Origin of the sequence: Nocardioides bruguierae (genome assembly GCF_023656415.1) — a bacterium.
GTDB classification, from domain to species: domain Bacteria; phylum Actinomycetota; class Actinomycetes; order Propionibacteriales; family Nocardioidaceae; genus Nocardioides; species Nocardioides bruguierae.
On record NZ_JAMOIL010000002.1, the window covers coordinates 53,683 to 75,420 of the forward strand.

22 protein-coding genes and 1 tRNA gene are annotated in these 21,738 nt (G+C 73.3%); 13 read left to right on the plus strand and 10 right to left on the minus strand.

The features are described from left to right. Positions 1–5: 5 nt before the first annotated feature. Positions 6–1,676 (minus strand): arginine--tRNA ligase, encoded by a 1,671-nt coding sequence (gene argS / locus M8330_RS02685; RefSeq protein WP_250826087.1) that lies wholly within the window; start codon positions 1,674–1,676, stop codon positions 6–8. Positions 1,677–1,826: 150 nt separating this feature from the next. On the opposite strand from argS, the gene M8330_RS02690 reads away from it, so the two are divergent. Further along, a tRNA-Arg gene (locus M8330_RS02690) sits at positions 1,827–1,899 on the plus strand. Positions 1,900–1,989: 90 nt separating this feature from the next. On the opposite strand, the gene M8330_RS02695 is transcribed toward M8330_RS02690, so the two are convergent. Together M8330_RS02695 and M8330_RS02700 are read right to left on the minus strand one after the other, a co-directional pair. Next, positions 1,990–2,904, minus strand: a complete 915-nt coding sequence (locus M8330_RS02695) for an LCP family protein (protein ID WP_250826088.1) — start codon at positions 2,902–2,904, stop codon at positions 1,990–1,992. Beyond that, positions 2,901–3,677, minus strand: coding sequence for a hypothetical protein (locus M8330_RS02700; RefSeq protein ID WP_250826089.1), 777 nt, complete (start codon positions 3,675–3,677; stop codon positions 2,901–2,903). Before M8330_RS02700 ends, M8330_RS02695 begins: the two co-directional genes overlap by 4 nt. A gap of 422 nt (positions 3,678–4,099) precedes the next feature. Here M8330_RS02700 and M8330_RS02705 point away from each other — a divergent pair, with 422 nt between their 5' ends. The 3 genes from M8330_RS02705 (at position 4,100) to M8330_RS02715 (ending at position 9,001) form a co-directional block, all read left to right on the plus strand. After that, positions 4,100–7,903, plus strand: a complete 3,804-nt coding sequence (locus tag M8330_RS02705; RefSeq protein WP_250826090.1) for a multifunctional oxoglutarate decarboxylase/oxoglutarate dehydrogenase thiamine pyrophosphate-binding subunit/dihydrolipoyllysine-residue succinyltransferase subunit — start codon at positions 4,100–4,102, stop codon at positions 7,901–7,903. Positions 7,904–7,992: 89 nt separating this feature from the next. Further along, positions 7,993–8,169 (plus strand): DUF6104 family protein, encoded by a 177-nt coding sequence (locus M8330_RS02710; RefSeq protein WP_250052658.1) that lies wholly within the window; start codon positions 7,993–7,995, stop codon positions 8,167–8,169. Positions 8,170–8,353: 184 nt separating this feature from the next. Then, positions 8,354–9,001: a TetR family transcriptional regulator gene (locus M8330_RS02715; protein WP_250052661.1), complete on the plus strand. Its 648-nt coding sequence runs from the start codon at positions 8,354–8,356 to the stop codon at positions 8,999–9,001. A gap of 75 nt (positions 9,002–9,076) precedes the next feature. Here the strand turns inward: M8330_RS02715 and M8330_RS02720 are convergent, their stop codons facing one another. From M8330_RS02720 to M8330_RS02735, 4 genes are all read right to left on the minus strand, one after another. Further along, complete coding sequence (locus tag M8330_RS02720) at positions 9,077–9,766, minus strand: SDR family oxidoreductase (RefSeq protein ID WP_250826091.1); 690 nt, start codon at positions 9,764–9,766, stop codon at positions 9,077–9,079. After that, positions 9,763–10,731 (minus strand): zinc-binding dehydrogenase, encoded by a 969-nt coding sequence (locus tag M8330_RS02725; protein WP_250826092.1) that lies wholly within the window; start codon positions 10,729–10,731, stop codon positions 9,763–9,765. The genes M8330_RS02720 and M8330_RS02725 overlap by 4 nt, the downstream gene beginning before the upstream one ends. A 61-nt stretch (positions 10,732–10,792) precedes the next feature. Next, positions 10,793–11,908, minus strand: a complete 1,116-nt coding sequence (locus M8330_RS02730; RefSeq protein WP_250826231.1) for an NAD(P)-dependent malic enzyme — start codon at positions 11,906–11,908, stop codon at positions 10,793–10,795. A gap of 414 nt (positions 11,909–12,322) precedes the next feature. Beyond that, positions 12,323–12,709 (minus strand): S24/S26 family peptidase, encoded by a 387-nt coding sequence (locus M8330_RS02735; protein WP_250826093.1) that lies wholly within the window; start codon positions 12,707–12,709, stop codon positions 12,323–12,325. 97 nt (positions 12,710–12,806) lie between these two features. Here M8330_RS02735 and sodN point away from each other — a divergent pair, with 97 nt between their 5' ends. From sodN to M8330_RS02750, 3 genes are all read left to right on the plus strand, one after another. Further along, complete coding sequence (gene sodN / locus M8330_RS02740) at positions 12,807–13,208, plus strand: superoxide dismutase, Ni (RefSeq protein WP_250052669.1); 402 nt, start codon at positions 12,807–12,809, stop codon at positions 13,206–13,208. Between the two features lie 276 nt (positions 13,209–13,484). Continuing rightward, entirely contained in the window at positions 13,485–13,895 is a 411-nt protein-coding gene (locus tag M8330_RS02745) for an anti-sigma factor (RefSeq protein ID WP_250052671.1), read from the plus strand. A 5-nt stretch (positions 13,896–13,900) separates the two neighbouring features. After that, the gene (locus M8330_RS02750; protein WP_308196227.1) at positions 13,901–14,770 is read left to right on the plus strand and encodes an RNA polymerase sigma factor SigF; all 870 of its coding nucleotides are present in this window, start codon (positions 13,901–13,903) and stop codon (positions 14,768–14,770) included. A 29-nt stretch (positions 14,771–14,799) separates the two neighbouring features. Here the strand turns inward: M8330_RS02750 and M8330_RS02755 are convergent, their stop codons facing one another. After that, a complete protein-coding gene (locus M8330_RS02755; RefSeq protein ID WP_250826094.1) occupies positions 14,800–15,297 on the minus strand; it encodes a hypothetical protein in 498 nt (165 codons plus the stop codon). Between the two features lie 258 nt (positions 15,298–15,555). Here M8330_RS02755 and M8330_RS02760 point away from each other — a divergent pair, with 258 nt between their 5' ends. After that, entirely contained in the window at positions 15,556–15,804 is a 249-nt protein-coding gene (locus M8330_RS02760; protein ID WP_136568628.1) for a WhiB family transcriptional regulator, read from the plus strand. Positions 15,805–15,893: 89 nt separating this feature from the next. On the opposite strand, the gene M8330_RS02765 is transcribed toward M8330_RS02760, so the two are convergent. Then, on the minus strand, positions 15,894–17,375 hold the full coding sequence (locus tag M8330_RS02765; RefSeq protein WP_250052675.1) for a sensor histidine kinase: 1,482 nt from the start codon (positions 17,373–17,375) through the stop codon (positions 15,894–15,896). A 160-nt stretch (positions 17,376–17,535) separates the two neighbouring features. Between M8330_RS02765 and M8330_RS02770 the strand changes: the two genes are divergently transcribed. From M8330_RS02770 to M8330_RS22655, 5 genes are all read left to right on the plus strand, one after another. After that, complete coding sequence (locus tag M8330_RS02770) at positions 17,536–18,381, plus strand: DUF2785 domain-containing protein (protein ID WP_250826095.1); 846 nt, start codon at positions 17,536–17,538, stop codon at positions 18,379–18,381. 67 nt (positions 18,382–18,448) lie between these two features. Then, positions 18,449–20,164, plus strand: coding sequence for an acetolactate synthase (locus M8330_RS02775; RefSeq protein WP_250826096.1), 1,716 nt, complete (start codon positions 18,449–18,451; stop codon positions 20,162–20,164). Between the two features lie 32 nt (positions 20,165–20,196). Continuing rightward, positions 20,197–20,703, plus strand: a complete 507-nt coding sequence (locus tag M8330_RS02780; protein WP_250826097.1) for a GNAT family N-acetyltransferase — start codon at positions 20,197–20,199, stop codon at positions 20,701–20,703. Continuing rightward, entirely contained in the window at positions 20,700–21,098 is a 399-nt protein-coding gene (locus M8330_RS02785; protein ID WP_250826098.1) for a thioesterase family protein, read from the plus strand. The genes M8330_RS02780 and M8330_RS02785 overlap by 4 nt, the downstream gene beginning before the upstream one ends. A 106-nt stretch (positions 21,099–21,204) precedes the next feature. After that, positions 21,205–21,279 carry a 50S ribosomal protein bL37 gene (locus tag M8330_RS22655; protein ID WP_370249596.1) on the plus strand — a complete coding sequence of 25 codons (75 nt, stop codon included), beginning with the start codon at positions 21,205–21,207 and terminating at the stop codon, positions 21,277–21,279. A gap of 72 nt (positions 21,280–21,351) precedes the next feature. On the opposite strand, the gene M8330_RS02790 is transcribed toward M8330_RS22655, so the two are convergent. Next, a complete protein-coding gene (locus tag M8330_RS02790; protein ID WP_250826099.1) occupies positions 21,352–21,549 on the minus strand; it encodes a Flp family type IVb pilin in 198 nt (65 codons plus the stop codon). Positions 21,550–21,738 lie beyond the last annotated feature (189 nt).

A 21,738-nucleotide genomic window follows, 5' to 3' on the forward strand; every position in this document is an offset into this window, starting at 1 on the left:
CGTCCTCACATCCGCTCGGGCGCGGAGACGCCGAGCAGGTCCAGGCCGTTGGCGATGACGGTCTGCGCCGCCCGGGTCAGGACGAGGCGGGCCAGGTTGACCGGGGCGACGGGCTCGTCGCCCTGCGGCAGCATCCGGCACTCCTTGGTGTCGTACCACTTGTTGAACACCGCCGTGGTGTCCTCCAGATAGCGCGCCACGCGGTGGGGGTGCCGCAGGTCGGCGGCGCTGGCGACGACGCGCGGGAACTCGGCGAGCGCACGGAGCAGCTCGCCCTCGCGCTCGTGGTCGAGCAGCGCGGGGTCGAACCCGGCGACGGCGTCCTCCAGGCTCATGCCGAGGGCGGTCGCGTTCTCGATCATCCGGCAGGTGCGGGCGTGCCCGTACTGCACGTAGTAGACCGGGTTGTCGTTGGTGGCCCGCGCCCACAGCTCGAGGTCGAGGTCGATGTTGACGTCGCTGGAGTAGCGGGTCAGCGCGTAGCGGCCGGCGTCCACGCCGATGGCCTCGACGAGGTCGTCGATCGTGACGACGGTGCCGGCACGCTTGGACATCCGCATCGGCTGGCCGTCACGCAGCAGGTTCACCATCTGGCCGATGAGGATCTCCAGGTTGGTGCCCGGGGTGTCGCCGAACGCGGCGCACATCGCCATCATCCGGCCGACGTAGCCGTGGTGGTCGGCGCCGAGCATGATCAGGCAGCGGTCGAAGCCGCGCTCGCGCTTGTCCAGGTAGTAGGCCAGGTCTCCGGAGAGGTACGCGCCGTTGCCGTCGGACTTGATGACCACGCGGTCCTTGTCGTCACCGAACTTCTCGGTGGCCAGCCAGGTGGCGCCGTCCTTCTCGTAGACGTTGCCCAGCTCGCGCAGCCGGGTCACGGCCCGCTCCACGGCGCCGGACTTGTGCAGCTCGTCCTCGTGGAAGAAGACGTCGAAGTCCACCCCGAAGCCGGTCATCGAGCGCTTGATCTCGGTGAACATCATGTCCACGCCGACCGCCCGGAAGACCTCCTGCGGGTCCTCGGCGGACAGGGCGTCCGGACGCTCGGCCAGCACCGCGGCGGCGATGTCGTGGATGTACTGGCCGCCGTAGCCGTCCTCCGGCGCGGGCTCGCCCTTGGCCGAGGCCAGCAGGGAGGAGGAGAACCGGTCGATCTGGCTGCCGTGGTCGTTGAAGTAGTACTCGCGGGTGACCTCGGCGCCCGACATCGTGAACACCCGGCCCAGGGCGTCGCCGACGGCGGCCCAGCGTACGCCACCGATGTGGATGGGGCCGGTGGGGTTGGCGGAGACGAACTCGAGGTTCACCTTCTCGCCGGCGAACGCGTCGTTGCTGCCGTAGGCCCGGCCCGCGGCCACGACCCGGGCCGCGACCTCGCCCTGCGCGCCGGCGGCCACGGTGATGTTGAGGAAGCCCGGCCCCGCGATCTCGACCTCGGCGACGCCGTCGATGGCCTCCAGGCCGGACTTCAACTTCTCGGCGAGCGCGCGCGGGTTCATCCCCGCCTTCTTGCCCAGCTGCATCGCGACGTTCGTGGCGTAGTCGCCGTGACCCTTCTGCCGGGGTCGCTCCACCGTCACGGAGGTCGGGACGCCGCCCTCGACGGTGAGGTCACCGGTCGAGGTCAGGGTCGTCAGCACGTCGACGATCGCGGTGGAGAGCTGCTCGGGAGTCACCAGGTCACCCTATCGGCGGGCGGTGCCCCGGCCGAACCGCAATACCCGCGGCGGACACCCGCCCCGCCGAGGAGGCCGATTGAGCCCCCGGGGCGGCGGCGCGCTATGTTGTCGCCGTCGCGACACCGGTCCGCCGGTCGTCGAGGACGTGCCTCCGTAGCTCAGGGGATAGAGCACCGGTTTCCGGTACCGGGTGTCGCAGGTTCGATTCCTGCCGGAGGCGCAGACCAGCGAAGGCCCGGCCCACAGTGGGCCGGGCCTTCGTCGATCCCGCTCCGCTCGCTCGGGCTCCCCCTCGCTCAGCAGCCCCCGCTCAGCAGCCCCGGGGCAGGGTGGCGTCGCGGCGGGCGGCGTTCGCGAGCCGGCGGGCCTGGGCGTAGCTGGGGCGGATGACGCTGGCGCCGTTGATGGTGGCGAACGAGCCCCCGAGCACGCAGGTGGAGATCCGCCCGGGGCGCACCTGTGCCACGGCCTGGGCGAGCCGGAACAGCTCGGCCGGCGCCGCGTTCGCGCGGGTGTTGCGCAGCACGCTGAGCACGCCCCGCTCGAGGAAGCCCGGCTGGCCGGCACGCTGGCGCACCTTGGCCGCGATGCCGCGCAGCACCCGCTGCTGGTTGGCCGAGCGGTCGAAGTCCCCGCCCGGCAGCGACTTGCGGATGCGCGAGAACACGTGTGCGTCGTAGCCGCCGAGGTGGATGCGTCCGGCCTTGAACCCCTTCGGCTTGAGGAACTCGTCGGCGAAGGGACGCGGGTTGCTCACGGTGATGCCGCCGATGTCGCGCACCATGTTCTCGAAGAACGTGAACCGCGTGACCATCACGTAGTCGGGCTGCAGCCCGAGGAAGCTGCCGACCGTGCGGCCGAGCAGCTGCGGGCCGCCGTAGTAGAGGGCGGCGTTGACGCGGTTGCTGCCGTGGCCGGGGATCGGGACCCAGGAGTCGCGCGGGATGCCGATGCTCGCCGCCGCGCCGGTGCGGGTGTCGATACCGACCATCTGCAGGGCGTCGCCGCGCGAGCGGGTCATGTCCTGCCCCGGCCGCGCGTCCGAGCCGACCGCGAGGATCCAGACCACCCGGTCGCTGGTGTCGAGGCCGCGGGCGTGCGGCAGGGCCACCACCGTGACCTCGTCCTCGGGGGTGGCGCTGTCGGGCACCACCACGGCCACGAGGGCCAGGACGACGGCGAGCAGGCCGAGCCTGCGGACCGTGCTCACCACGTACCGGCTCATCGGCTCGCTCCCGTCCGCCGCTTGGCCTTCTGCTTGGTCTTCTGCCCGGCCTTCTGCTTCTTCTGCTTGTCCTGCTGGCCGCTCTTCTGGCCGCCCGCCCGGGGTGCGGCCGCCGCGCCGCGCGCCTGCGTGACGTCGTAGGCCACGACCTGCCAGCCCTCGCGGGCGTCGTGCGTCATGGCGAGCCGGGCCTGCACGAGGAAGCGGTCGCGGACCCGACCGTCGGTGGCGTAGACGAGGCCGACCCGGGCCGTGGCGGCGCGCGGCACGCGCTTGACCGAGAGCACGTCGACCAGCACCCGACGTCGCACGGCCACGAGGTCGTCGACCCGGGCGCTCACGGCGGCCGCGGTGGTGAGACGACGGTCGGCCGCGGCCTGCCGCGCGGTGGAGCGGGTGAAGGAGGAGAACGCGCCCTGGAAGGCCTGCCTCGAGCCCGGCCGCGGGTAGCGGCGCTGCACGAAGGCCCCGTCGATCCACGCGTCGGCGGCCCGGCCCACGGACGCGGCCACCTGGCGTCGGCGGTCGAAGGGCAGCGCGCCGACGACGGTGCCGACCTCGACGGTCGTCCGCACCGGACGGGCCCGCAGCGTCTCCCCCTCCTCCACCGAGGCAGAGGGAGGCGACGTCGGCGTGTCCGGGCCCTCCGCCTCGTCCTGCCCGGTGCAGGCGGCCAGCCCGCCCAGCCCCAGGGCGAGCACCAGGGCCAGGGCGAGGAGCCGGGCCGGGACGAGCGCCGCCCTCGGCGTCCCGCCGACTCCGCTGCGTCGCACCTGCGCGACCTCGTCGTCGGGCCTCCGACTCCGGCGCACTGCCACTGCTCACCCTCCCGGTGACGTCGTCGCCGCGGTCGTGCCCGAGTGCCGTCCGCGATCGGCGCACCACGGTACGTGGAGGTGGGACAGGGATCACATCGACCGGGCCGGACGGCCCGTCCCCCCGTGGCCACGGCCTCTGGAACCATCAAGTCCACCCCTGCCGGACCGATCGGGACCACGACTCGGGACCAGGGGTCGTCCTCGCGCCACCGGGCGAGCAACAATGGTGCGCAACCGTGACGCGTGCGACCCCGGCAGGTGGCTCCCGCATGCTGCGACCCGGCGTGGGTGCAGCCTGCGGAACCGGTCTAACCTGGAGTCCTCCGTCACACCCCGCCACCACCAGCGCGCGAAACCCGGAAGAGGCGAACCCAGCCGTGCCGCAGTCCCCAGGCAGCTCCACCTCCGCCACGACGACCGAGGTCTCCGACGACTTCGGCGCCAACGAGTGGCTCGTGGAGGAGATGTACGAGCAGTTCCGCAAGGACCCTGCCAGCGTCGACCCCACGTGGGCCGCGTACTTCAAGAGCCACCAGCCCGGCGCCGGCAACGGCAGCAGCAACGGCACGAGCAACGGCACCGCCAAGCCCGCCGCCTCGAGCAACGGCAGCAGCAACGGCACGAGTAACGGCACCGCGAAGGCCCCCGCCAAGGCCCCGGCCCCGGCTGCCAAGCCCGCCGAGAAGCCGGCCGAGAAGCCGGCCGAGGCGAAGTCGACCGGCAAGCCCGCCCCCGTCGCCAAGCCGCGCCCGTCCGGCAAGGCCGCCGAGCCCAGCCGGGGCACGTCCACGCCCATGCCCAAGGAGTCGGCGCCCGCCGCCAAGAACGCGACCAGCGACGAGCCCACGTACACGGTGCTGCGCGGCGCGCCGGCCCGCACGGCGCAGAACATGGACGCCTCGCTGACGGTGCCCACGGCCACGTCGGTGCGCTCGGTGCCGGTGAAGCTGCTGTGGGACAACCGCACCGTCATCAACAACCACCTCGCTCGTGCGCGCGGCGGCAAGGTGTCCTTCACCCACCTCATCGGCTACGCCCTGGTGCAGGCGCTGAAGTCGATGCCGGAGATGAACAACTCCTACGCCGAGGTCGACGGCAAGCCGAACCTGGTGACGCCGGCCCACGTGAACCTGGGCCTGGCCATCGACATCAAGAAGGGCAGCACCCGTCAGCTGCTCGTGCCCAGCATCAAGGGCTGCGAGTCCATGGACTTCGCGGGCTTCTGGACGGCCTACGAGGACGTCGTGGTCAAGGCCCGCGACGGCAAGCTCACCGTCGCCGACTTCCAGGGCACGACGATCAGCCTCACGAACGTGGGCGGTCTGGGCACGAACCACTCCGTGCCGCGCCTCATGGGTGGCCAGGCGGCCATCATCGGCGTCGGCGCGATGGACTACCCGCCGGAGTGGCAGGGCGCCTCGGCCGACGCGATCGCGCGCAACGCGATCAGCAAGGTCATGACGATCACCTCGACCTACGACCACCGCGTCATCCAGGGCGCCCAGTCCGGCGAGTTCCTCAAGCGCGTGCACCAGCTGCTGCTGGGCGGTGACGGCTTCTACGACGAGATCTTCCGCTCGCTGCGCATCCCCTACCAGCCGATCCGCTGGGCGAACGACATCGCGACGTCGCACGACGACGAGATCTCCAAGCAGGCGCGCATCCTCGAGCTGATCCACGCCTACCGCGTGCGCGGCCACCTGATGGCCGACACCGACCCGCTGGAGTACCGCCAGCGCACCCACCCCGACCTCGAGGTCGAGAACCACGGCCTCACCATGTGGGACCTGGACCGCGAGTTCGCCACCGGCGCGTTCGGCCCGACCGGCCGCCCGTTCATGAAGCTGCGCGACATCCTCGGGATCCTGCGTGACTCCTACTGCCGCACGACCGGCATCGAGTACATGCACATCATGGACCCGGAGCAGCGTCGCTGGCTCCAGGAGCGCGTGGAGGTGCCGCACACCAAGCCGCCGCGCGAGGAGCAGCTGCGCATCCTGCTCAAGCTGAACCAGGCCGAGGCGTTCGAGACGTTCCTGCAGACCAAGTTCGTCGGGCAGAAGCGGTTCAGCCTCGAGGGCGGCGAGACCGCCGTCCCCGTCCTCGACGAGATCTGCGAGGCCGCCGCGGAGGTGGGCCTCGACGAGGTCACCATCGGCATGGCCCACCGCGGCCGCCTCAACGTCCTCGCGAACATCGTCGGCAAGAAGTACAGCCAGATCTTCCGCGAGTTCGAGGGCAACGTGGACCCGCGCACGGTCCAGGGCTCCGGCGACGTGAAGTACCACCTCGGCGCCGAGGGCGAGTTCACCGCCGGCGGTGGCGAGAAGATCGCCGTGTCCGTGGCCGCGAACCCCTCCCACCTGGAGACCGTGGACCCGGTGCTCACCGGCATCGCCCGCGCCAAGCAGGACGTGCTGGACCGGGGCGAGGACTTCCCGGTCCTCCCGCTGCTCGTCCACGGCGACGCGGCCTTCGCGGGCCAGGGCGTCGTGGCGGAGACGCTCAACCTCTCCCAGCTGCGCGGCTACCGCACCGGCGGCACGATCCACCTGATCATCAACAACCAGGTCGGCTTCACCACCTCCCCCGGCTCCTCCCGCTCGTCGCTGTACTGCACCGACGTCGCGCGGATGGTCCAGGCGCCGATCCTGCACGTGAACGGCGACGACCCCGAGGCCTGCATCCACGCGGCCCGGCTCGCCTTCGAGTACCGCCAGGCGTTCCACAAGGACGTCGTCATCGACCTCGTCTGCTACCGCCGCCGCGGCCACAACGAGGGTGACGACCCGAGCTACACCCAGCCGCTCATGTACGACCTCATCGAGCAGAAGCGCTCGGTGCGCAAGCTGTACACCGAGTCCCTCATCGGCCGTGGCGACATCACCATCGACGAGGCCGAGCAGGTGCTGCGCGACTACCAGCAGCAGCTGGAGCGCGTCTTCACCGAGGTCCGCGAGGCGTCCTCCGAGCCGCCGACCGAGTGGACGACGGTGCCGGACTACCCGGACAAGCCGGCCGGCGACACGGTCACCGCCATCGACGACGAGCTGATGGCGCGCATCGCCGAGGCGTACACGACCCCGCCGGAGGGCTTCACGGTCCACCCGAAGGTCATGCCGCAGCTCCAGCGCCGGGCGAAGGGCATCCTCGAGGGCCCGATCGACTGGGGCACCGGCGAGATCCTCGCCTTCGGCGCCCTGCTGAGCGACGGCCGCCCGGTCCGCCTGGCCGGCCAGGACTCCCGACGCGGCACGTTCGTCTCCCGCTTCGCGACGATCATCGACCGCAAGAACGCCGACGAGTGGACGCCGCTGGCCCACCTCACCGAGGACCAGGCCCGCTTCTACGTCTACGACTCGCTGCTCTCGGAGTACGCCGCGCTCGGCTTCGAGTACGGCTACTCGGTGGCACGGCCGGAGGCCCTCGTCCTCTGGGAGGCCCAGTTCGGCGACTTCGTCAACGGCGCCCAGTCGGTCATCGACGAGTACATCTCCGCGGGCGAGACCAAGTGGGGCCAGCGCTCCGGCGTCGTCCTGCTGCTCCCCCACGGCTACGAGGGCCAGGGCCCGGACCACTCCTCGGCCCGCATCGAGCGGTTCCTGACGATGGCGGCCGACGAGGCGATCGTGGTGGCCCAGCCGTCCACGCCGGCGTCCTACTTCCACCTGCTGCGCAAGCACGCCCTCGGCGAGGTGCACCGCCCGCTGGTGGTGTTCACGCCGAAGTCGATGCTCAAGCGCAAGGAGGCCGCCTCGCAGCCGGCCGACTTCACGCAGGGCACGTTCCGACCCTTCATCGGCGACGACTCCGCCGACCCGAACCAGGTCGACACGCTGCTGCTGTGCTCTGGTCGTGTCACCTGGGACCTCATGGTGGAGCGGGCCAAGCGCGAGGACGGCCACCGGTTCGCCATCGGTCGCGTGGAGCAGCTCTACCCGCGTCCGCTCGGCGACATCCAGGCCGAGATCGCCCGGTACCCGCACCTCAAGGAGGTCCGCTGGGTGCAGGACGAGCCGATGAACAACGGCCCCTGGCCGCACTACGCGCTGAACGTGTGGCCCGAGGTGGACGCCAAGGTCGTGCCGGTCACCCGGCCCGAGTCGTCCTCGCCGTCGGTCGGCACGATCAAGCGTCACCAGGCGGAGCAGAAGGAGCTGCTGGGCCGGGCCTTCGCCTGATCCACGCGGCAGCATGACCGTCCCCCGGGCCGGGTCGACCTCGTGTCGGCCCGGCCCGGGGCTGTGAGGAAGACCCTGCAGGAGAACGCATGTACTTCACCGATCGAGGCATCGAGGAGCTCGAGAACCGCCGAGGCGACGAGGAGGTGACGCTGGCGTGGCTGGCCGAGCAGCTGCGCGCCTTCACCGACGTCCACCCCGAGCACGAGTCCGCCGTCGAGCGGCTGGCCACCTGGCTCGCCCGCCTGGACGACCCCGAGGACTGAGCAGGGGCCCGCGGGACGCCGTGCCGGATGCGTGCACACCTCGACACCGACCCCCGCTTGAGTGGACGCGTGTCACCGGACCGCACCGGTGTTACCCGATTCGGCGTATGTGAACCTTTTCCCAGGTCACCGCTAGGGCCGATATACCCTGGGGGTATTCCCTCCGGTGCTTTACTGTCTGCACATGGGACAGGTGAGAGCGGAACGCAAGGAGCAGACGCGCAGAGCGCTGCTGTCCGCCGCACTGGACCTCTCGGGAGACAGCAGCCTCGGGTCGGTCTCGTTGCGGCAGGTGGCCAAGCACGTGGGCATCGTTCCCACGGGCTTCTACCGGCACTTCTCCTCCGTCGAGGAGCTGGGACTCGCCCTGGTGGACGAGTCCTTCACGTCGTTGCGCGCGCTGCTGCGTGACGTCCGTGCCGTCGAGACGGGCGCCTCGCTGGCCGACGACGCCAGCGCCTCCGACGTCGTGGACGCCTCGGTGGACATCATCGTCACCCACGTCGAGGCCCACCAGCCGCACTTCGCGTTCATCGCCCGCGAGCGGGCCGCGGGCCCGCCGGCCGTGCGCGACGCGATCCGCCACGAGCTGGACCTCTGCGCCCGCGAGCTCGCCACCGACCTGGCGCGGGTCGGCGGCGCGGACACCTGGTCCGGGGAGGACCTCCGCATCCTCGCGGACCTGTTCGTCACCACGATGACGGCCACGGCCGAGTCGCTGCTGCGCGCCGAGGGTCGCCCGGCCGCCCGCACCGCGGTCGTGCAGACCGCGCGCACGCAGCTCCGGATGATCCTGGTCGGCGCCTTCCACTGGCGCTCCGACCGCTCCTGACCTCGCCCGCTCCGCGGGCCGTGTGCGCCGGTCGGCCCCTGGCCGGCCGGCGCACTCGTGCTCTCAGCCCCGTGCTCAGCCCCGCGGTCGGACCGGCAGGTCCGGCACCTGGGCGTCGCCCGGCAGGTCGAGGACGTGCAGGACGGCGTCGGCGACCGTCTGCGGCCTGATCCACCGCGCGGGCTCGTACTCCTTGCCCTCGTGCGCGTGCACCGCCTCCTGCATGGGCGTGTCCGTGCGACCGGGATAGACCGACGAGACGCGGACGCCGTGCCCGGCCTCCTCCGCCCGGAGGCTGTCGGCCAGCGCCTTCAGGCCGTGCTTGGACGCGGCGTACCCGGCCCACGAGGGCGAGGCGCTCAGGCCCTGGCCGGAGCTCACGAAGACGACCGTGCCGCGGCTCGCGCGCAGCGCGGGCAGGCACAGCCGCGTCAGCACCGCCGGGGCGAGCAGGTTGACCGCCAGCTGGTGCTCCCACTCCCCCAGCGGCGCCTCGGCCACCGGCCCGAGCGCCACGACGCCCGCCGAGTGCACGAGCGAGTCGAGCCGGTCGGGCAGGTCGCCCGCGAGGCCCTCCAGGGAGGCCGGGTCGGCGAGGTCGGCGACCAGCGTGGTGCTGCCGGGCCAGCGCTGCTCGAGCTCGGCGGCGCGCTCGGCCGAGCGGGCGAGGAGCACGAGCGCGTCCCCGCGGGCGTGCAGCCGGTCGACGAGCGCGGCGCCGATGCCGGAGCCGGCGCCGGTGACCAGGTGGGTCCGGCCGCTCACCGGGTGAGCACGATCTTGCCGAAGACGTCGCCGTCGACCATCGCGGAGAACGCGGTGGGGGCGTCGTCCATGGGCACGGTCCGGTCGATGAGCGGCCGGGTGCCGGTGGCGTCCAGGAGCTGCACGAGGGAGGCCAGCTCGCCCGAGGTGCCCATGGTCGAGCCGATCACCGAGAGCTGGAGGAAGAAGATCCGGGTGAGCTCGGCGTCGTCCAGCTTCGGCCCGGAGGTGGTGCCCGAGACGACGATGCAGCCGCCGGGACGCAGCGAGCGGACCGAGTGCGACCAGGTGGCGCGTCCGACGGTCTCCATCACCCCGTCCACCTTCACCGGGAGCCGCGCACCGGACTCGAACACCTCGTGCGCGCCGATCTCCAGCGCGCGTGCCCGCTTGGCCTCGTCACGGCTGGTCACGAGCACGGTGAGGCCCGCCGCGCGGGCGAGGATGATGCAGGCGGTGGCCACGCCGCCGCCGGCGCCCTGCACGAGCACGGTGTCCCCCGGCTTCAGGCCACCGCGGACGAAGAGCATCCGGTACGCGGTCAGCCAGGCCGTGGGCAGGCAGGCGGCCTCCGCGAAGGAGAGGGACGCCGGCTTGGGCACCACGTTGCGCCGGGGCACGGCGACCTTCTCGGCGAACGTGCCCTGGTAGCGCTCGGAGAGCAGCGAGCGGCGCGGGTCGAGGGTCTCGTCCCCGCTCCAGCGCGGGTCGTTGACGACGGCGTGGACGACGACCTCGTTGCCGTCCTCGTCGGTGCCCGCGGCGTCGCAGCCGAGGATCATCGGCAGCGCCTCGGCCTTGAGGCCGACCCCGCGCAGCGACCAGACGTCGTGGTGGTTCAGCGACGCGGCCCGCACGGTGACGGTCGTCCAGCCGTCGGGGACATCGGGCTCGGGGCGCTCCCCCACGCGCAGCGCGGAGAGCGGGTCGTCGGGGCTGGCGGTGTCGGTGTAGACGGCGAACATGCTCGTGACGCTACTCGGAGGCAGGACTCGTGGGCAGGGCCCGGGCGCAGGAGGCGGCGCCTCAGCGCCGCGCCACCCCGTCGCGGCGGGCGGCCTCGGCCACGGCGCGGGAGACCGCCCCCGGCACGCGCGGGTCGAACGGGTGCGGGATCACGTGGTCCTCGCGCAGGTCGTCACCGACGAGGTCGGCCAGGGCCGTCGCCGCGGCCACCTTCATCGGCTCGGTGATGGAGCGCGCCTGCACGTCGATGGCGCCGCGGAAGATCCCCGGGAAGGCCAGCACGTTGTTGATCTGGTTCGGGAAGTCCGAGCGCCCGGTCGCCACGACCCGGGCGTGCCGGTGGGCGACCTCCGGGTGCACCTCCGGGGTCGGGTTGGCCAGCGCGAAGACGATCGCGTCGTCGGCCATCCGCGCCACGTCCTCCTCGGGCACCGTGCCGCCGGAGACCCCGATGTAGACGTCCGCGCCGTCGAGCACGTCGGCGAGGCTGCCCGTGCGGCCGGTGAGGTCCGCGGTGGTCTCCGCGAGCGCGCGCTTGACCGGCGTGAGGTCGCCGCGCGAGGAGTGCAGGACGCCCTTGCGGTCGGTCACCGCGAGGTCCGTGATGCCCGCCTGGAGCAGGATCTTGGCGACGGCCACGCCCGCCGCGCCGGCGCCGGAGATCACGACACGGGCCTGACCCGGCTCCCGGCCGGTCAGGCGCAGCGCGTTGGTCAGCGCCGCCAGGGCGACCACCGCGGTGCCGTGCTGGTCGTCGTGGAAGACGGGGATGTCGAGCATCTCCTTGAGCCGGTCCTCGATCTCGAAGCACCGGGGGGCGGAGATGTCCTCGAGGTTGACCCCGCCGAAGCTCGGCGCCAGCCGCGCGACGGTCGCGATGATCTCCTCGGTGTCGGTGGTGTCGAGGCAGATCGGGATCGCGTCGACGCCACCGAACTGCTTGAACAGCACCGCCTTGCCCTCCATCACGGGCATCGCGGCCGCGGGGCCGATGTCGCCGAGGCCGAGCACCGCGGTGCCGTCGGAGACGACCGCCACCGTGTTCGGCACCCAGGTGTAGGTGCGGGCCAGCTCCGGGTCCTCCGCGATCGCCTCGCAGACGCGGGCGACGCCCGGGGTGTAGGCCAGCGAGAGGTCGTCGGCGTCGCGCAGCGGGGCCGTGGCCGCGATGTGCATCTTGCCGCCGACGTGCAGGTCGAAGGCCGGGTCGCCCGCCCGCGGGTGCTCGTCCGGACCGGGCAGCGTCGGGCCCACCGCACCCGGGGCGGCCTCGGCCTCGGGCGTGCGGGGGTCGGTCTCGACGAAGGCGTCGGTCATGGCGGGCTCTCTCCTGGGCGCGGGTGCTCGTCCGGGCCGGGACCGGCCGGAGTGCGGGCGTGCGTGACGGTGGGCGGCGACAGGTCGGTGTCGCGGGGTGTCCGGATCGGACGGCGGCGGGTGCGCCGGACCCGCAGTCTGGCACAGCGAGGCGGCACAGAAGGTGGGTCAGGTCACACCGTGGTACCGCTGGGCGGACGCGGCCGTCCGCAGAACGTGACGTAGCGGCGGACCTGGGGCGGGCGTCTCGGGTGGGGTCCTCAGGCGGGGTACTCAGGCAGGCGGAGCGAGCCGCCGGGTCGGACGAGGCCACAGCCGCGCCCGGACGACGCCGAGCACGTCGTCGTCCGGGACCGGCCCGCGGTGCCTGCTGTCGACGCCCTTGTCCGGCGCGTCGCTCAGCACCCACCAGGCGGGTCGACCCGTCGCCGTCGTCCGCCGGTCGTGGGCCCGCTTGACCGCGACGGTGCCGTCGGCGAGGCGGGCCACCACGACCTGCCCGGGCGCGGGCGCTGCGTGGTAGTCGACCCACAGCCGGTCGCCGGGGCGCAGCGTCGGGGTCATCGACTCCCCGCTCACCAGGGCCATGCCCCAGCGCGGACCGAGCCTCGCCCCGCCCGCGGCCCCGGACGCCTGACCGTCAGGTGTCGGGAAAAGCACGTCCCGGACCGTCTCAACCAGAGGTGGGAGGCGTCGTCGGCGTTCGGGCACGAGAGTAGTGTCCCAACCGACCGTTCCCCATCCTCGAGAGGACGCCATGCTGCGCTTCCCGCTGGCTCGTACCGCCACCGTCTCCGCCCACTGCGACCTGCCCTGCGGCGTCTACGACCCCGCCCAGGCCCGCATCGAGGCCGAGTCCGTCAAGGCCGTCATCGCCAAGGCCAACGACTCCTCCGACCCCGACTTCCGCACCCGCGCCGTGCTCATCAAGGAGCAGCGCTCCGAGCTCGTCAAGCACCACCTCTGGGTGCTGTGGACCGACTACTTCAAGCCCCCGCACTTCGAGAAGTACCCCCAGCTCCACACCCTCTTCAACGAGGCCACCAAGCTGGCCGGCGCCACCGGCACCAAGGGCACCATGGACGCCGAGGCCGCCGACTCCCTCCTCGCCAAGATCGACGAGATCGCCGAGATCTTCTGGGAGACCAAGAAGGCCTGAGGCCACTGCCCTCACCCGGGGCCTCACCCGGGGCCTCACCGGGGCACCGCCCGCACGGGCGGACATCGAACGACGCCGTCGCCGGCACCCGGCGACGGCGTCGTCGCGTCCGGATGGGGCCCGCGGGCTGGTACGGACCGCCGCGGCCGAGTCGGTGAGCACTGTTTCACCGGGCGCGCCCCGGGGTACCGGAGCCGGTGCGAGGTCATGACCTAGGGTCTGGCGCGAGCACGGCCCGTCCCCCTGACCGGGCCACGACCAGCGAAGGCGGTACCCATGTCCCTGCCCGGCCAGCCCGCGGGCCCCGGCACCCCGGCCGACGTCGAGATCCGGGTCCCTGCCGACGGCGCCTACGTCGCCGTGCTGCGGACCCTCACCGCCGGCCTCGCGGCCCGCCTCGACTTCACCATCGAGGACATCGAGGACCTGCGCATCGCGGTCGGCGAGGCCTGCGCCATGGTGCTGCCCGAGGCCGACGAGGCCACCGACCTGGTGGGCAGCTTCGCGCTCGCCCCCGGCCGCCTGACCGTCCAGGTGGGCGTGCCTGCCACGCACCCCTCGCCGCCCGACTACGACTCCTTCGCCTGGCAGGTCCTCACCACGCTGGCCGACGCGACCGTCGCCACGCACGACGGCCGCTTCGTCGTGACCCTCGTGGCGACGTCGACGCCGCTCGGCGGGAGCTGAGGACCGTGGTGGCCACGTCCGGGCACGACAGCCTCAGCGGGGACGCCCCCGTGCCGGAGCTGTCCCTGCCGGAGGTCCCCGACGCTCCCGACCGGGACCGCCGGGCCGGCATCGAGGAGACCCGCCGCCGCAGCGGGGAGCTGTTCGCGCGCCTGCTCGACCCCGCGGCGAGCGAGGCCGAGCGGGAGACCGCGCGCGACGCGCTGGTCCAGCTGCACCTGCCGCTGGTCGACCACTGCGCGCGCCGCTTCCGCAACCGCGGCGAGCCGTTCGAGGACCTCGTGCAGGTCGGGACGATCGGGCTGATCAAGTCCGTCGACCGCTTCGACACCGACCGCGGGGTCGAGTTCTCCACCTACGCCACACCGACGATCATCGGCGAGATCAAGCGGTACTTCCGCGACAAGGGCTGGGCGATCCGCGTGCCGCGCCGGCTCCAGGAGCTGCGGATGCAGATCGGCTCCGCGACCGCCGAGCTCACCCAGGACCTCGGCCGCTCCCCCACGGCGAGCGAGCTCGCGGGGCACATCGGCTGCAGCGTCGAGGAGATCGTGGAGGGCATCGAGTCCTCGCACGCCTACTCCACGCTCTCGCTGGACGCGGGCGACGACTCCGAGGACGGCGCCGCGACCATGCTCGACGCGATCGGCGAGGAGGACGTCAACATCGCTCAGGTCGAGGTGCGGGAGTCGCTCAAGCCGCTGCTGGACCAGCTCGAGCCTCGGGAGAAGAAGATCCTGCTGCTGCGGTTCTTCCGCAACATGACCCAGTCCCAGATCGCCGAGGAGATCGGCGTCTCGCAGATGCACGTCAGCCGGCTGCTGAACCGGACGCTCACGCACCTGCGCGCCTCCCTGGCCGAGGACGCCGGCTGAGTGACGCGGGCTGAGCGACGCGGGCTGAGTCAGGCCCGGCGGGGCTCCCCGCCGGCGTCCTCGCCGTCGACTGCGTCCTCAGGCGCCTCGGCGTCGGGGTCCTCCCCGCGCGCGAGCGCCCGCGCGCGCCCGCGCTCGTCCAGGTAGCGACGGGTGCTGGGATGGAGCAGCCCGGCCAGGCCGAGCCCGCCGGCGGCGACCAGCGCCGCCGAGACCGGCTCGACCGAACGCAGGCTCCAGGCCATCAGCAGGGTGAGCGCCTGGACGAAGACGAGCGGGTTGCGGCCCCAGCCGCGGCCGACGACCAGCGACACCCCGGCCGCCACCACGACCAGGCCGAGCCCGACGAAGAAGATCGTGGTGCTCACGCCCAGCTCGAGGCGCTCGGCCGCGGTCGCACGCGCCTCCAGGACGCCCAGCACGAGGAGGGTGGCGCCCTCGGCGAGGGCGGCGAGGGCGGCGACGAGCAGCCAGCCACCCCTGCGGGTGGCCGCGGGGACGGGCAGGTCCGTGGGACGGTCGTTCACGTCGACCAGCCTAGGGCTGCCCCGTGACCCGACCCCGATCCCGGCCGCTTTCGTGCCTGCCGTGTGACGTCCAGATGACGTTGCTGTGACGCAGCCGACGAACTCCGCAGGGGGAAGGGACTTGTGTCACGGGGTGTTCGTTGTCAATCTAGTCGCTGCGCTCGTCGACGCGTACACGTTGCTGTGCCCACCGCACGAGCCCCGCAGGCCCTGTCGCCCCTGGCCTGCACGATCGTCAGAAAGAGGGAACACCCTGCCATGGACTGGCGCAGTCGCTCCGCATGCCTGGACGAGGACCCCGAGCTCTTCTTCCCCATCGGCAACACCGGCCCGGCCGTCCTCCAGGTCGAGGAGGCCAAGCAGGTCTGCCGCCGGTGCGACGTCCGCGAGCAGTGCCTGCAGTGGGCGCTCGACGCCGGCCAGGACCACGGCGTCTGGGGCGGCCTGTCCGAGGACGAGCGGCGCGCGCTGAAGCGCCGCAACGCCCGGGGCCGTCGCACCGCCTGACCCGCTGACGCGGTCCGGGCGGGGCGGCCCGGAGCGCGTCCCCGGCCGACGCCGGCCCACCGAGTGTGGGCCTAGGACCGGCCGAGACGTCAGTCCAGGGGCAGGTCGACGACCACGCGCGTGCCCGCCTCCCGACCCTCCGGTCGGGGGCCGAGCGAGAGCGTGCCCGACAGCTCGGACTCCACCAGGGTCCGCACGATCGACAGGCCCAGGTTCGTGGAGCCGTCCAGGTCGAAGCCCTCGGGCAGGCCGCGGCCGTCGTCGGTCACGGTCACCCGCAGGCGCCCCTCGCCGGGCTCGACGTCGAGGGTGATGTGCCCCTCCGTGCCCGGCCCGGGCTCGGGGTAGCCGTGCTCGACGGCGTTCTGCAGCACCTCGGTGATCACCATCGCCAGCGCGGTGGCGGTCTCCGAGGGCAGCCGCGCGAACGTGCCGCGGCGCTGCACGCGCACGCGGCCGGCGGCCGCCGAGACCTCGGTGACCATGACGCAGAGCCGGTCGGCGATCTCGTCGAACTCGACGTCCTCCTCCACGGCCTGGCTGAGGGTCTCGTGCACGATCGCGATCGAGCCGACCCGGCGCACCGCCTCCTCCAGCGCCAGCTTCGCCTCGTCGTTGTCGATCCGGCGGGCCTGGAGGCGCAGCAGCGCCGCCACGGTCTGGAGGTTGTTCTTCACCCGGTGGTGGATCTCCCGGATGGTGGCGTCCTTGGTGATCAGCTCCCGGTCGCGGCGGCGCAGGTCGGTGACGTCGCGGACGAGGACGAGCGCGCCGATCCGCTCGCCGGTCGGGCGCAGCGGGATGCTGCGGGCGATGATCGCGACACCCTCGGTGGCGAACTCCATGTCCCTGTGGACCCGGCCGCCCAGGACGGCCGAGAACGTCTCCTCGTCCGGGCGTCGTCGTGAGGGCACCAGGTCGCGCGTGACGTCCACGAGACGGCTGCCCGCGAGGTCGCCGGAGAGCCCGAGGCGGGTGAAGACCGACTGCGCGTTGGGGCTGGCGTAGACGACCCTGCCGTCGGCATCGACGCGAACGAAGCCGTCGCCCACGCGCGGGGTGTCGGCGTGGTCGCTGCGCTGCCCCGTCGAGGGAAAGTGCCCGGTGGCGATCATCTGCGTGAGGTCGGCGGCCGACTGGAGGTAGGACAGCTCCAGCCGGGAGGGGGTGCGCACGCCGAGCAGGTTGGTGCTGCGCGCCACCACGGCGATGACGCGGCCCTCGTGGCGCACGGGGATGGTCTCCACGCGCACGGGCACGTCGTCGCGCCACTCCGGGTCGCCCTCGCGCACGAGCCGCCCCTGGAGCCAGGCCGCGTCCAGCAGGGGCCGACGGCCGCGCGGCACGAACGTGCCCACGACGTCGTCCACGTAGGCGGTGGGGGCCGTCGTGGGCCGCATCTGGCCGGCGGCCCAGAAGCCCTGGCCGTCGGCGTCGGGCAGCCACAGGACGAGGTCGGCGAAGGAGAGGTCGGCGATGATCTGCCAGTCGGCCATGAGCAGCTGGAGCCAGGCGACGTCGTCTCCGGTGAGGTCCGTGTGGCTGCGGACGAGCTCGCTGAGGGAGGGCACGAGCAGAGCCTAGATCCAGCCGCCGAGCACGTCCGGGTGGGCCTGCGCGTGAGCCCGCGCACGCGCCTGGTGACCGGCCGGTAGCCCCCTGGCCTGCGCCTTCGCAAGGGGTCCCCCCCAAGGGGTGAGCGCGCCGGTGGTGTCTGTCAGGATGGCCGACATGTCGGGGTCCTACTGGGAGCAGGTGATGGCGGACGATCTGGCGGTCCCGACGGACCGTCCGCTCGCCGACCTCACGGCGGAGCTCACCCGGATGCTCGGCGACGCCGACCCGTCCCGCCGCGACGGCCTGGCCCTGCCCACGCTCGGCGCGTGGGTCGCCCGGGGCGTCTACGACGACCTCCTGCCCGGCCTGGGCGACGGCATGGCCGCGGGCCTGCTGGTCGGCCTCGGCGAGGAGGGCACCGACTCGGTCTTCCGCCGCTCCTTCTCCGCCCTCGTGCTCGGCGCCTGCATCCAGCGCGACAACCGCCGCCCGCTCGTGCTGGCCGGCAAGGTGCTGGAGTGGGGCGACCGGCTCGCCACCTGGCTGCTGCGCGAGCAGGACACCCGCGGCTTCGTGCCCGGCAAGGGCTGGGCGCACGCGATGTCGCACGGCGCGGACGCGATCGCCACGCTCGCCCGCTCCCCCCACCTGTCGGCCCCCGAGCTGACCGTGCTGCTCGACGTCGTCGCCGACCGGGTGCTCGCCCCCGGGCCCGTGTGGACGCACGGCGAGCACGACCGGATGGCGCGGGCCGTCGTCGCCGTCCTGCGCCGCGAGCTCGTGCCCGTGGGCGTGCTCGAGCCCTGGGTGAACCGGCTGGCCGCCGGCGCCGACCCCGAGCGCAGCGAGGCCGACGACCCCTACACCGCCACCGGCAACGCGCAGGCGCTGCTCCGCTCGCTCTACCTGCTGCTGGCTCTCGGCCCGCGGCACCCGGCCACGCGCTCGGACCTGCTGCTGGTCCTCGTCGAGGCGCTGCGCCGCACCAACGGCGTGCTCGCGCCCGTCGGCGCGCACTGAGCGCCCGACCTCTCCGGGGCCGCCGCACCCCTCGTCAGCGCTCCCTACCCGTGAGTAGGGTGCGAGCATGAGTGAGACCCAGCACACAGCCGCGCCCTCCGGTGCGCCCGGCCCCGCCGTCGTCGACGGGCACGCCGGCACCGCCGCCCTGGCGGCCGCGCGGGCCCACGGCGTCGAGACCCTGTTCACGCTCTCGGGCGCCCACGTCTTCCCGCTCTACGACGCGGCGGTCAACGCCGAGCCGCCGATGCGGATGCTGGACGTGCGGCACGAGCAGACCGCGGCGTTCGCGGCCGAGGCCACCGGCAAGCTGACGCGCACCCCCGGGTTCGCGGTGCTCACCGCCGGGCCCGGCGTCACCAACGCCGTCTCGACGCTCGCCCAGGCGCACTTCGCGGGGTCCCCGATGGTGGTGCTCGGCGGGCGCGCCCCGGCCAACCGCTGGGGCATGGGCTCGCTCCAGGAGCTGGACCACCCGCCGGTGCTCGCCGGCGTCACCAAGGACGCCCGCACGCTGCACGGCCGCGACGACGTGCTGCCCGGGGTGGACGCGGCGTTCACCACCGCCGCCTCTCCGCACCGTGGCCCGGTCTTCGTCGACGTCCCCATGGACGAGCTCTACGCCCCCGCCTCGGGGCCGGTGCCGACCCCGCAGCGCCCCCGGGGCGCCGACCCGGACCCCGACGCCGTGGCCGCGATCGCCCGGCTGCTGGCGGCGGCCGACCGACCGGTGCTGGTGCTGGGCACCGACGTGTGGGCCGACCGCGCGGAGGTGGCCGCGCTGCGCCTGGTCGAGTCCCTGGGCCTCCCGACCATCACCAACGGCATGGCCCGCGGCGTGGTGCCCGGCGGGCACCGACTGCTGGTCACCAAGGCGCGCAGCCGGGCGTTCGCCCGCGCCGACCTCGTGGTCGTGGTGGGCACCCCGCTCGACTTCCGGCTCGGCTACGGCACCTTCGGCGGCAAGCCGGACGCCGACGGCAGCCCCACCACCCCGGCCCGCGTGGTGCACGTGGCCGACTCCCCCGGTCAGGTGGCCGGGCACGCGGCGCGGGAGGCCTCGCTGGCCGGCGACCTCACCGCCTGCCTGGACGCCCTGCTGACGGCCGCCCAGCCGCACGTGGGCGAGGGCGCCGGCTGGGCGTCGTGGGCCGAGGAGCTCGCCGCCGGCGTGGCCGCGACGATCGCCACGGACCGGACGATCCTCGACTCCGACGCCGCACCCGTGCACCCGGGGCGCATCTACGGCGAGCTGAACCGCCGCCTGGACGACGACGCCGTGGTGATCGGCGACGGCGGCGACTTCGTCTCCTTCGCCGGCAAGCTCGTGGAGCCGAAGCGGCCCGGCTGCTGGCTCGACCCCGGCCCCTACGGCTGCCTCGGGGCCGGCCCCGGCGCGGCCATCGCCGCACGCATCGCGCGGCCGTCGTCCCAGGTGGTGCTCCTGCTCGGCGACGGCGCCGCGGGCTTCTCCCTCATGGACGTGGACACGATGGTGCGCCACGGCCTGCCGGTGGTGATGGTGATGGGCAACAACGCCGCGTGGGGCCTGGAGAAGGGGCCGATGCAGATGATCTACGGCTACGACGTGGTCGCCGATCTCTCCCCGCACACCTCCTACGACGGCGTCGTGCGCGCGCTCGGCGGCGGCGGGGAGACCGTGCGGACCCCGGGCGAGATCGGGCCCGCGCTGGACCGGGCGTTCGCCTCGGGCGTCCCGTACCTGGTCAACGTGGTCACCGACGTGGACGCCGCCTACCCGCGCGCCACGTACGGGGTGTGAGTGGTGCCGGGGCGTCTGTCAGGGTGGGTGGCGTGCTGATCCGCCGCGCCTCCCCCGACGACGCCGACCTGCTGCACGAGGTCGGCGAGGTCACCGTGGCCGCCTACGCGTCGTTCCTCCTCGGCCCCTCCGACCCCTACGTGCCGCGCCTGCGCGACGCCCGGGCACGGGCGGACGAGGCGGAGCTCTGGGTCGCGGGCAGCGACGAGCACCCGCACGGCCGCAGCGAGGTGCTGGGCTCGGTGACGCTGTGCCCGCCCGGCTCGCCGTGGCGCGAGATCGCGGCCGAGGGCGAGGGCGAGTTCCGCATGCTGGCCGTGGCCCCGGGCGCGCAGGGCCAGGGCGTCGGCGGGGCGCTGGTCGAGCACGTGCTCGAGCGATGCCGCGAGGCCGGGGACGCGGCCGTCGTGCTGTCGTCCCTGCCGCAGATGGGCGACGCCCACCGGCTCTACGCGCGGCACGGGTTCGTCCGCGTGCCGGAGCGGGACTGGTCGCCGGTGCCGTCCGTCCACCTCGTCGTCTTCCGGAGGCCGCTGTGAGCACCGACCCCACGTCCGGCGCCACGCTCGTGCGCACCGTGACCGAGGAGGACACCGCGCGGGCGGTGGGCTCCGGCGCGCTGCCGGTGCTCGGCACGCCCGTGGCGCTCGCCTGGGCGGAGGCCGCGACCTGCGAGGCCGCCGAGGCCGTGCTGAAGGACGGCGAGACGACGGTGGGCACCCGGGTCGAGCTCGAGCACCGGGCCGCCAGTCCCGTGGGCGCGGAGGTCGAGGTGACCGCGACGCTGGTGCATCGCGACGGCCGGCTGCTGCGGTTCGCCGTGCAGGCCCGGCACTCCTCCGGGCGGCACGCCGGGCGCCCCGGCACCGTCGTGCTCACGGGCGAGGTGACGCGCGTCGTGGTGGCCGTCGAACGGTTCCTGTCGCGGCTCTGAGCACCCCGCCGCGGGGCCCGTTTTGAACATGGGTGCGTGATGGTGGGAAACTGCGGTGTTCGCTGGTCCCCGGGTGGGGCCGCACCTGCAAACCCCGGAGGTAACCATGGGCAAGACCGGACGCAAGCGCCGCGCTCGCCGGAAGAAGGGCGCGAACCACGGCAAGCGCCCCAACTCCTGAGCGCTGACGCCTCAGACGCGACGAACCCCCCGAGCCTGTCGGCTCGGGGGGTTCGTTACATGTTGCCCTTGGTCAGGGAGTGATGCCCTCCAGAACGTCGTTGAAGACGACGTCCAGCTGCGTGCCAAGGAGCCCGACGGTCACGATGATCGCCAGGGCGATGAGGAAGACCATGAGGCCGTACTCCACGGCGGTGGCGCCGCGCTCGTCGCGCTTGGAGGCGGCGTCGTTGGTGAGCATGAAGAACATCATCTGGAGCTTCTCGATCATGGTGTTTCCCCTTGTGTGAGAGTGGAGGCCCCGTCCCCGGAGCTGTCCGGGAGCCCCCCACGGGCTCCCTGCTGCGCCCTACTCTTCCGGCCGGCGGGCGTCGCGCCGTCCACCTCCGGGTCCACCCTCGGGCGCCGGGAGGTGGACGGCCTTCTCCACCCTCCGGTGTAGTCCGAACGGGCCATGTCG

What these genes read in the sequence shown, in the direction of transcription:
- M8330_RS02775 (WP_250826096.1), top strand. Translation starts at nt 18,449, where the DNA reads ATGAGTGAGACCCAGCACACAGCCGCGCCCTCCGGTGCGCCCGGCCCC.
- M8330_RS02745 (WP_250052671.1), top strand. Translation starts at nt 13,485, where the DNA reads ATGTCCCTGCCCGGCCAGCCCGCGGGCCCCGGCACCCCGGCCGACGTC.
- sodN (WP_250052669.1), top strand. Translation starts at nt 12,807, where the DNA reads ATGCTGCGCTTCCCGCTGGCTCGTACCGCCACCGTCTCCGCCCACTGC.
- M8330_RS02710 (WP_250052658.1), top strand. Translation starts at nt 7,993, where the DNA reads ATGTACTTCACCGATCGAGGCATCGAGGAGCTCGAGAACCGCCGAGGC.
- M8330_RS02695 (WP_250826088.1), bottom strand. Translation starts at nt 2,904, where the DNA reads ATGAGCCGGTACGTGGTGAGCACGGTCCGCAGGCTCGGCCTGCTCGCC.
- M8330_RS02770 (WP_250826095.1), top strand. Translation starts at nt 17,536, where the DNA reads ATGTCGGGGTCCTACTGGGAGCAGGTGATGGCGGACGATCTGGCGGTC.
- M8330_RS02760 (WP_136568628.1), top strand. Translation starts at nt 15,556, where the DNA reads ATGGACTGGCGCAGTCGCTCCGCATGCCTGGACGAGGACCCCGAGCTC.
- M8330_RS02725 (WP_250826092.1), bottom strand. Translation starts at nt 10,731, where the DNA reads ATGTTCGCCGTCTACACCGACACCGCCAGCCCCGACGACCCGCTCTCC.
- M8330_RS02715 (WP_250052661.1), top strand. Translation starts at nt 8,354, where the DNA reads ATGGGACAGGTGAGAGCGGAACGCAAGGAGCAGACGCGCAGAGCGCTG.
- M8330_RS02730 (WP_250826231.1), bottom strand. Translation starts at nt 11,908, where the DNA reads ATGCACATCGCGGCCACGGCCCCGCTGCGCGACGCCGACGACCTCTCG.
- M8330_RS02790 (WP_250826099.1), bottom strand. Translation starts at nt 21,549, where the DNA reads ATGATCGAGAAGCTCCAGATGATGTTCTTCATGCTCACCAACGACGCC.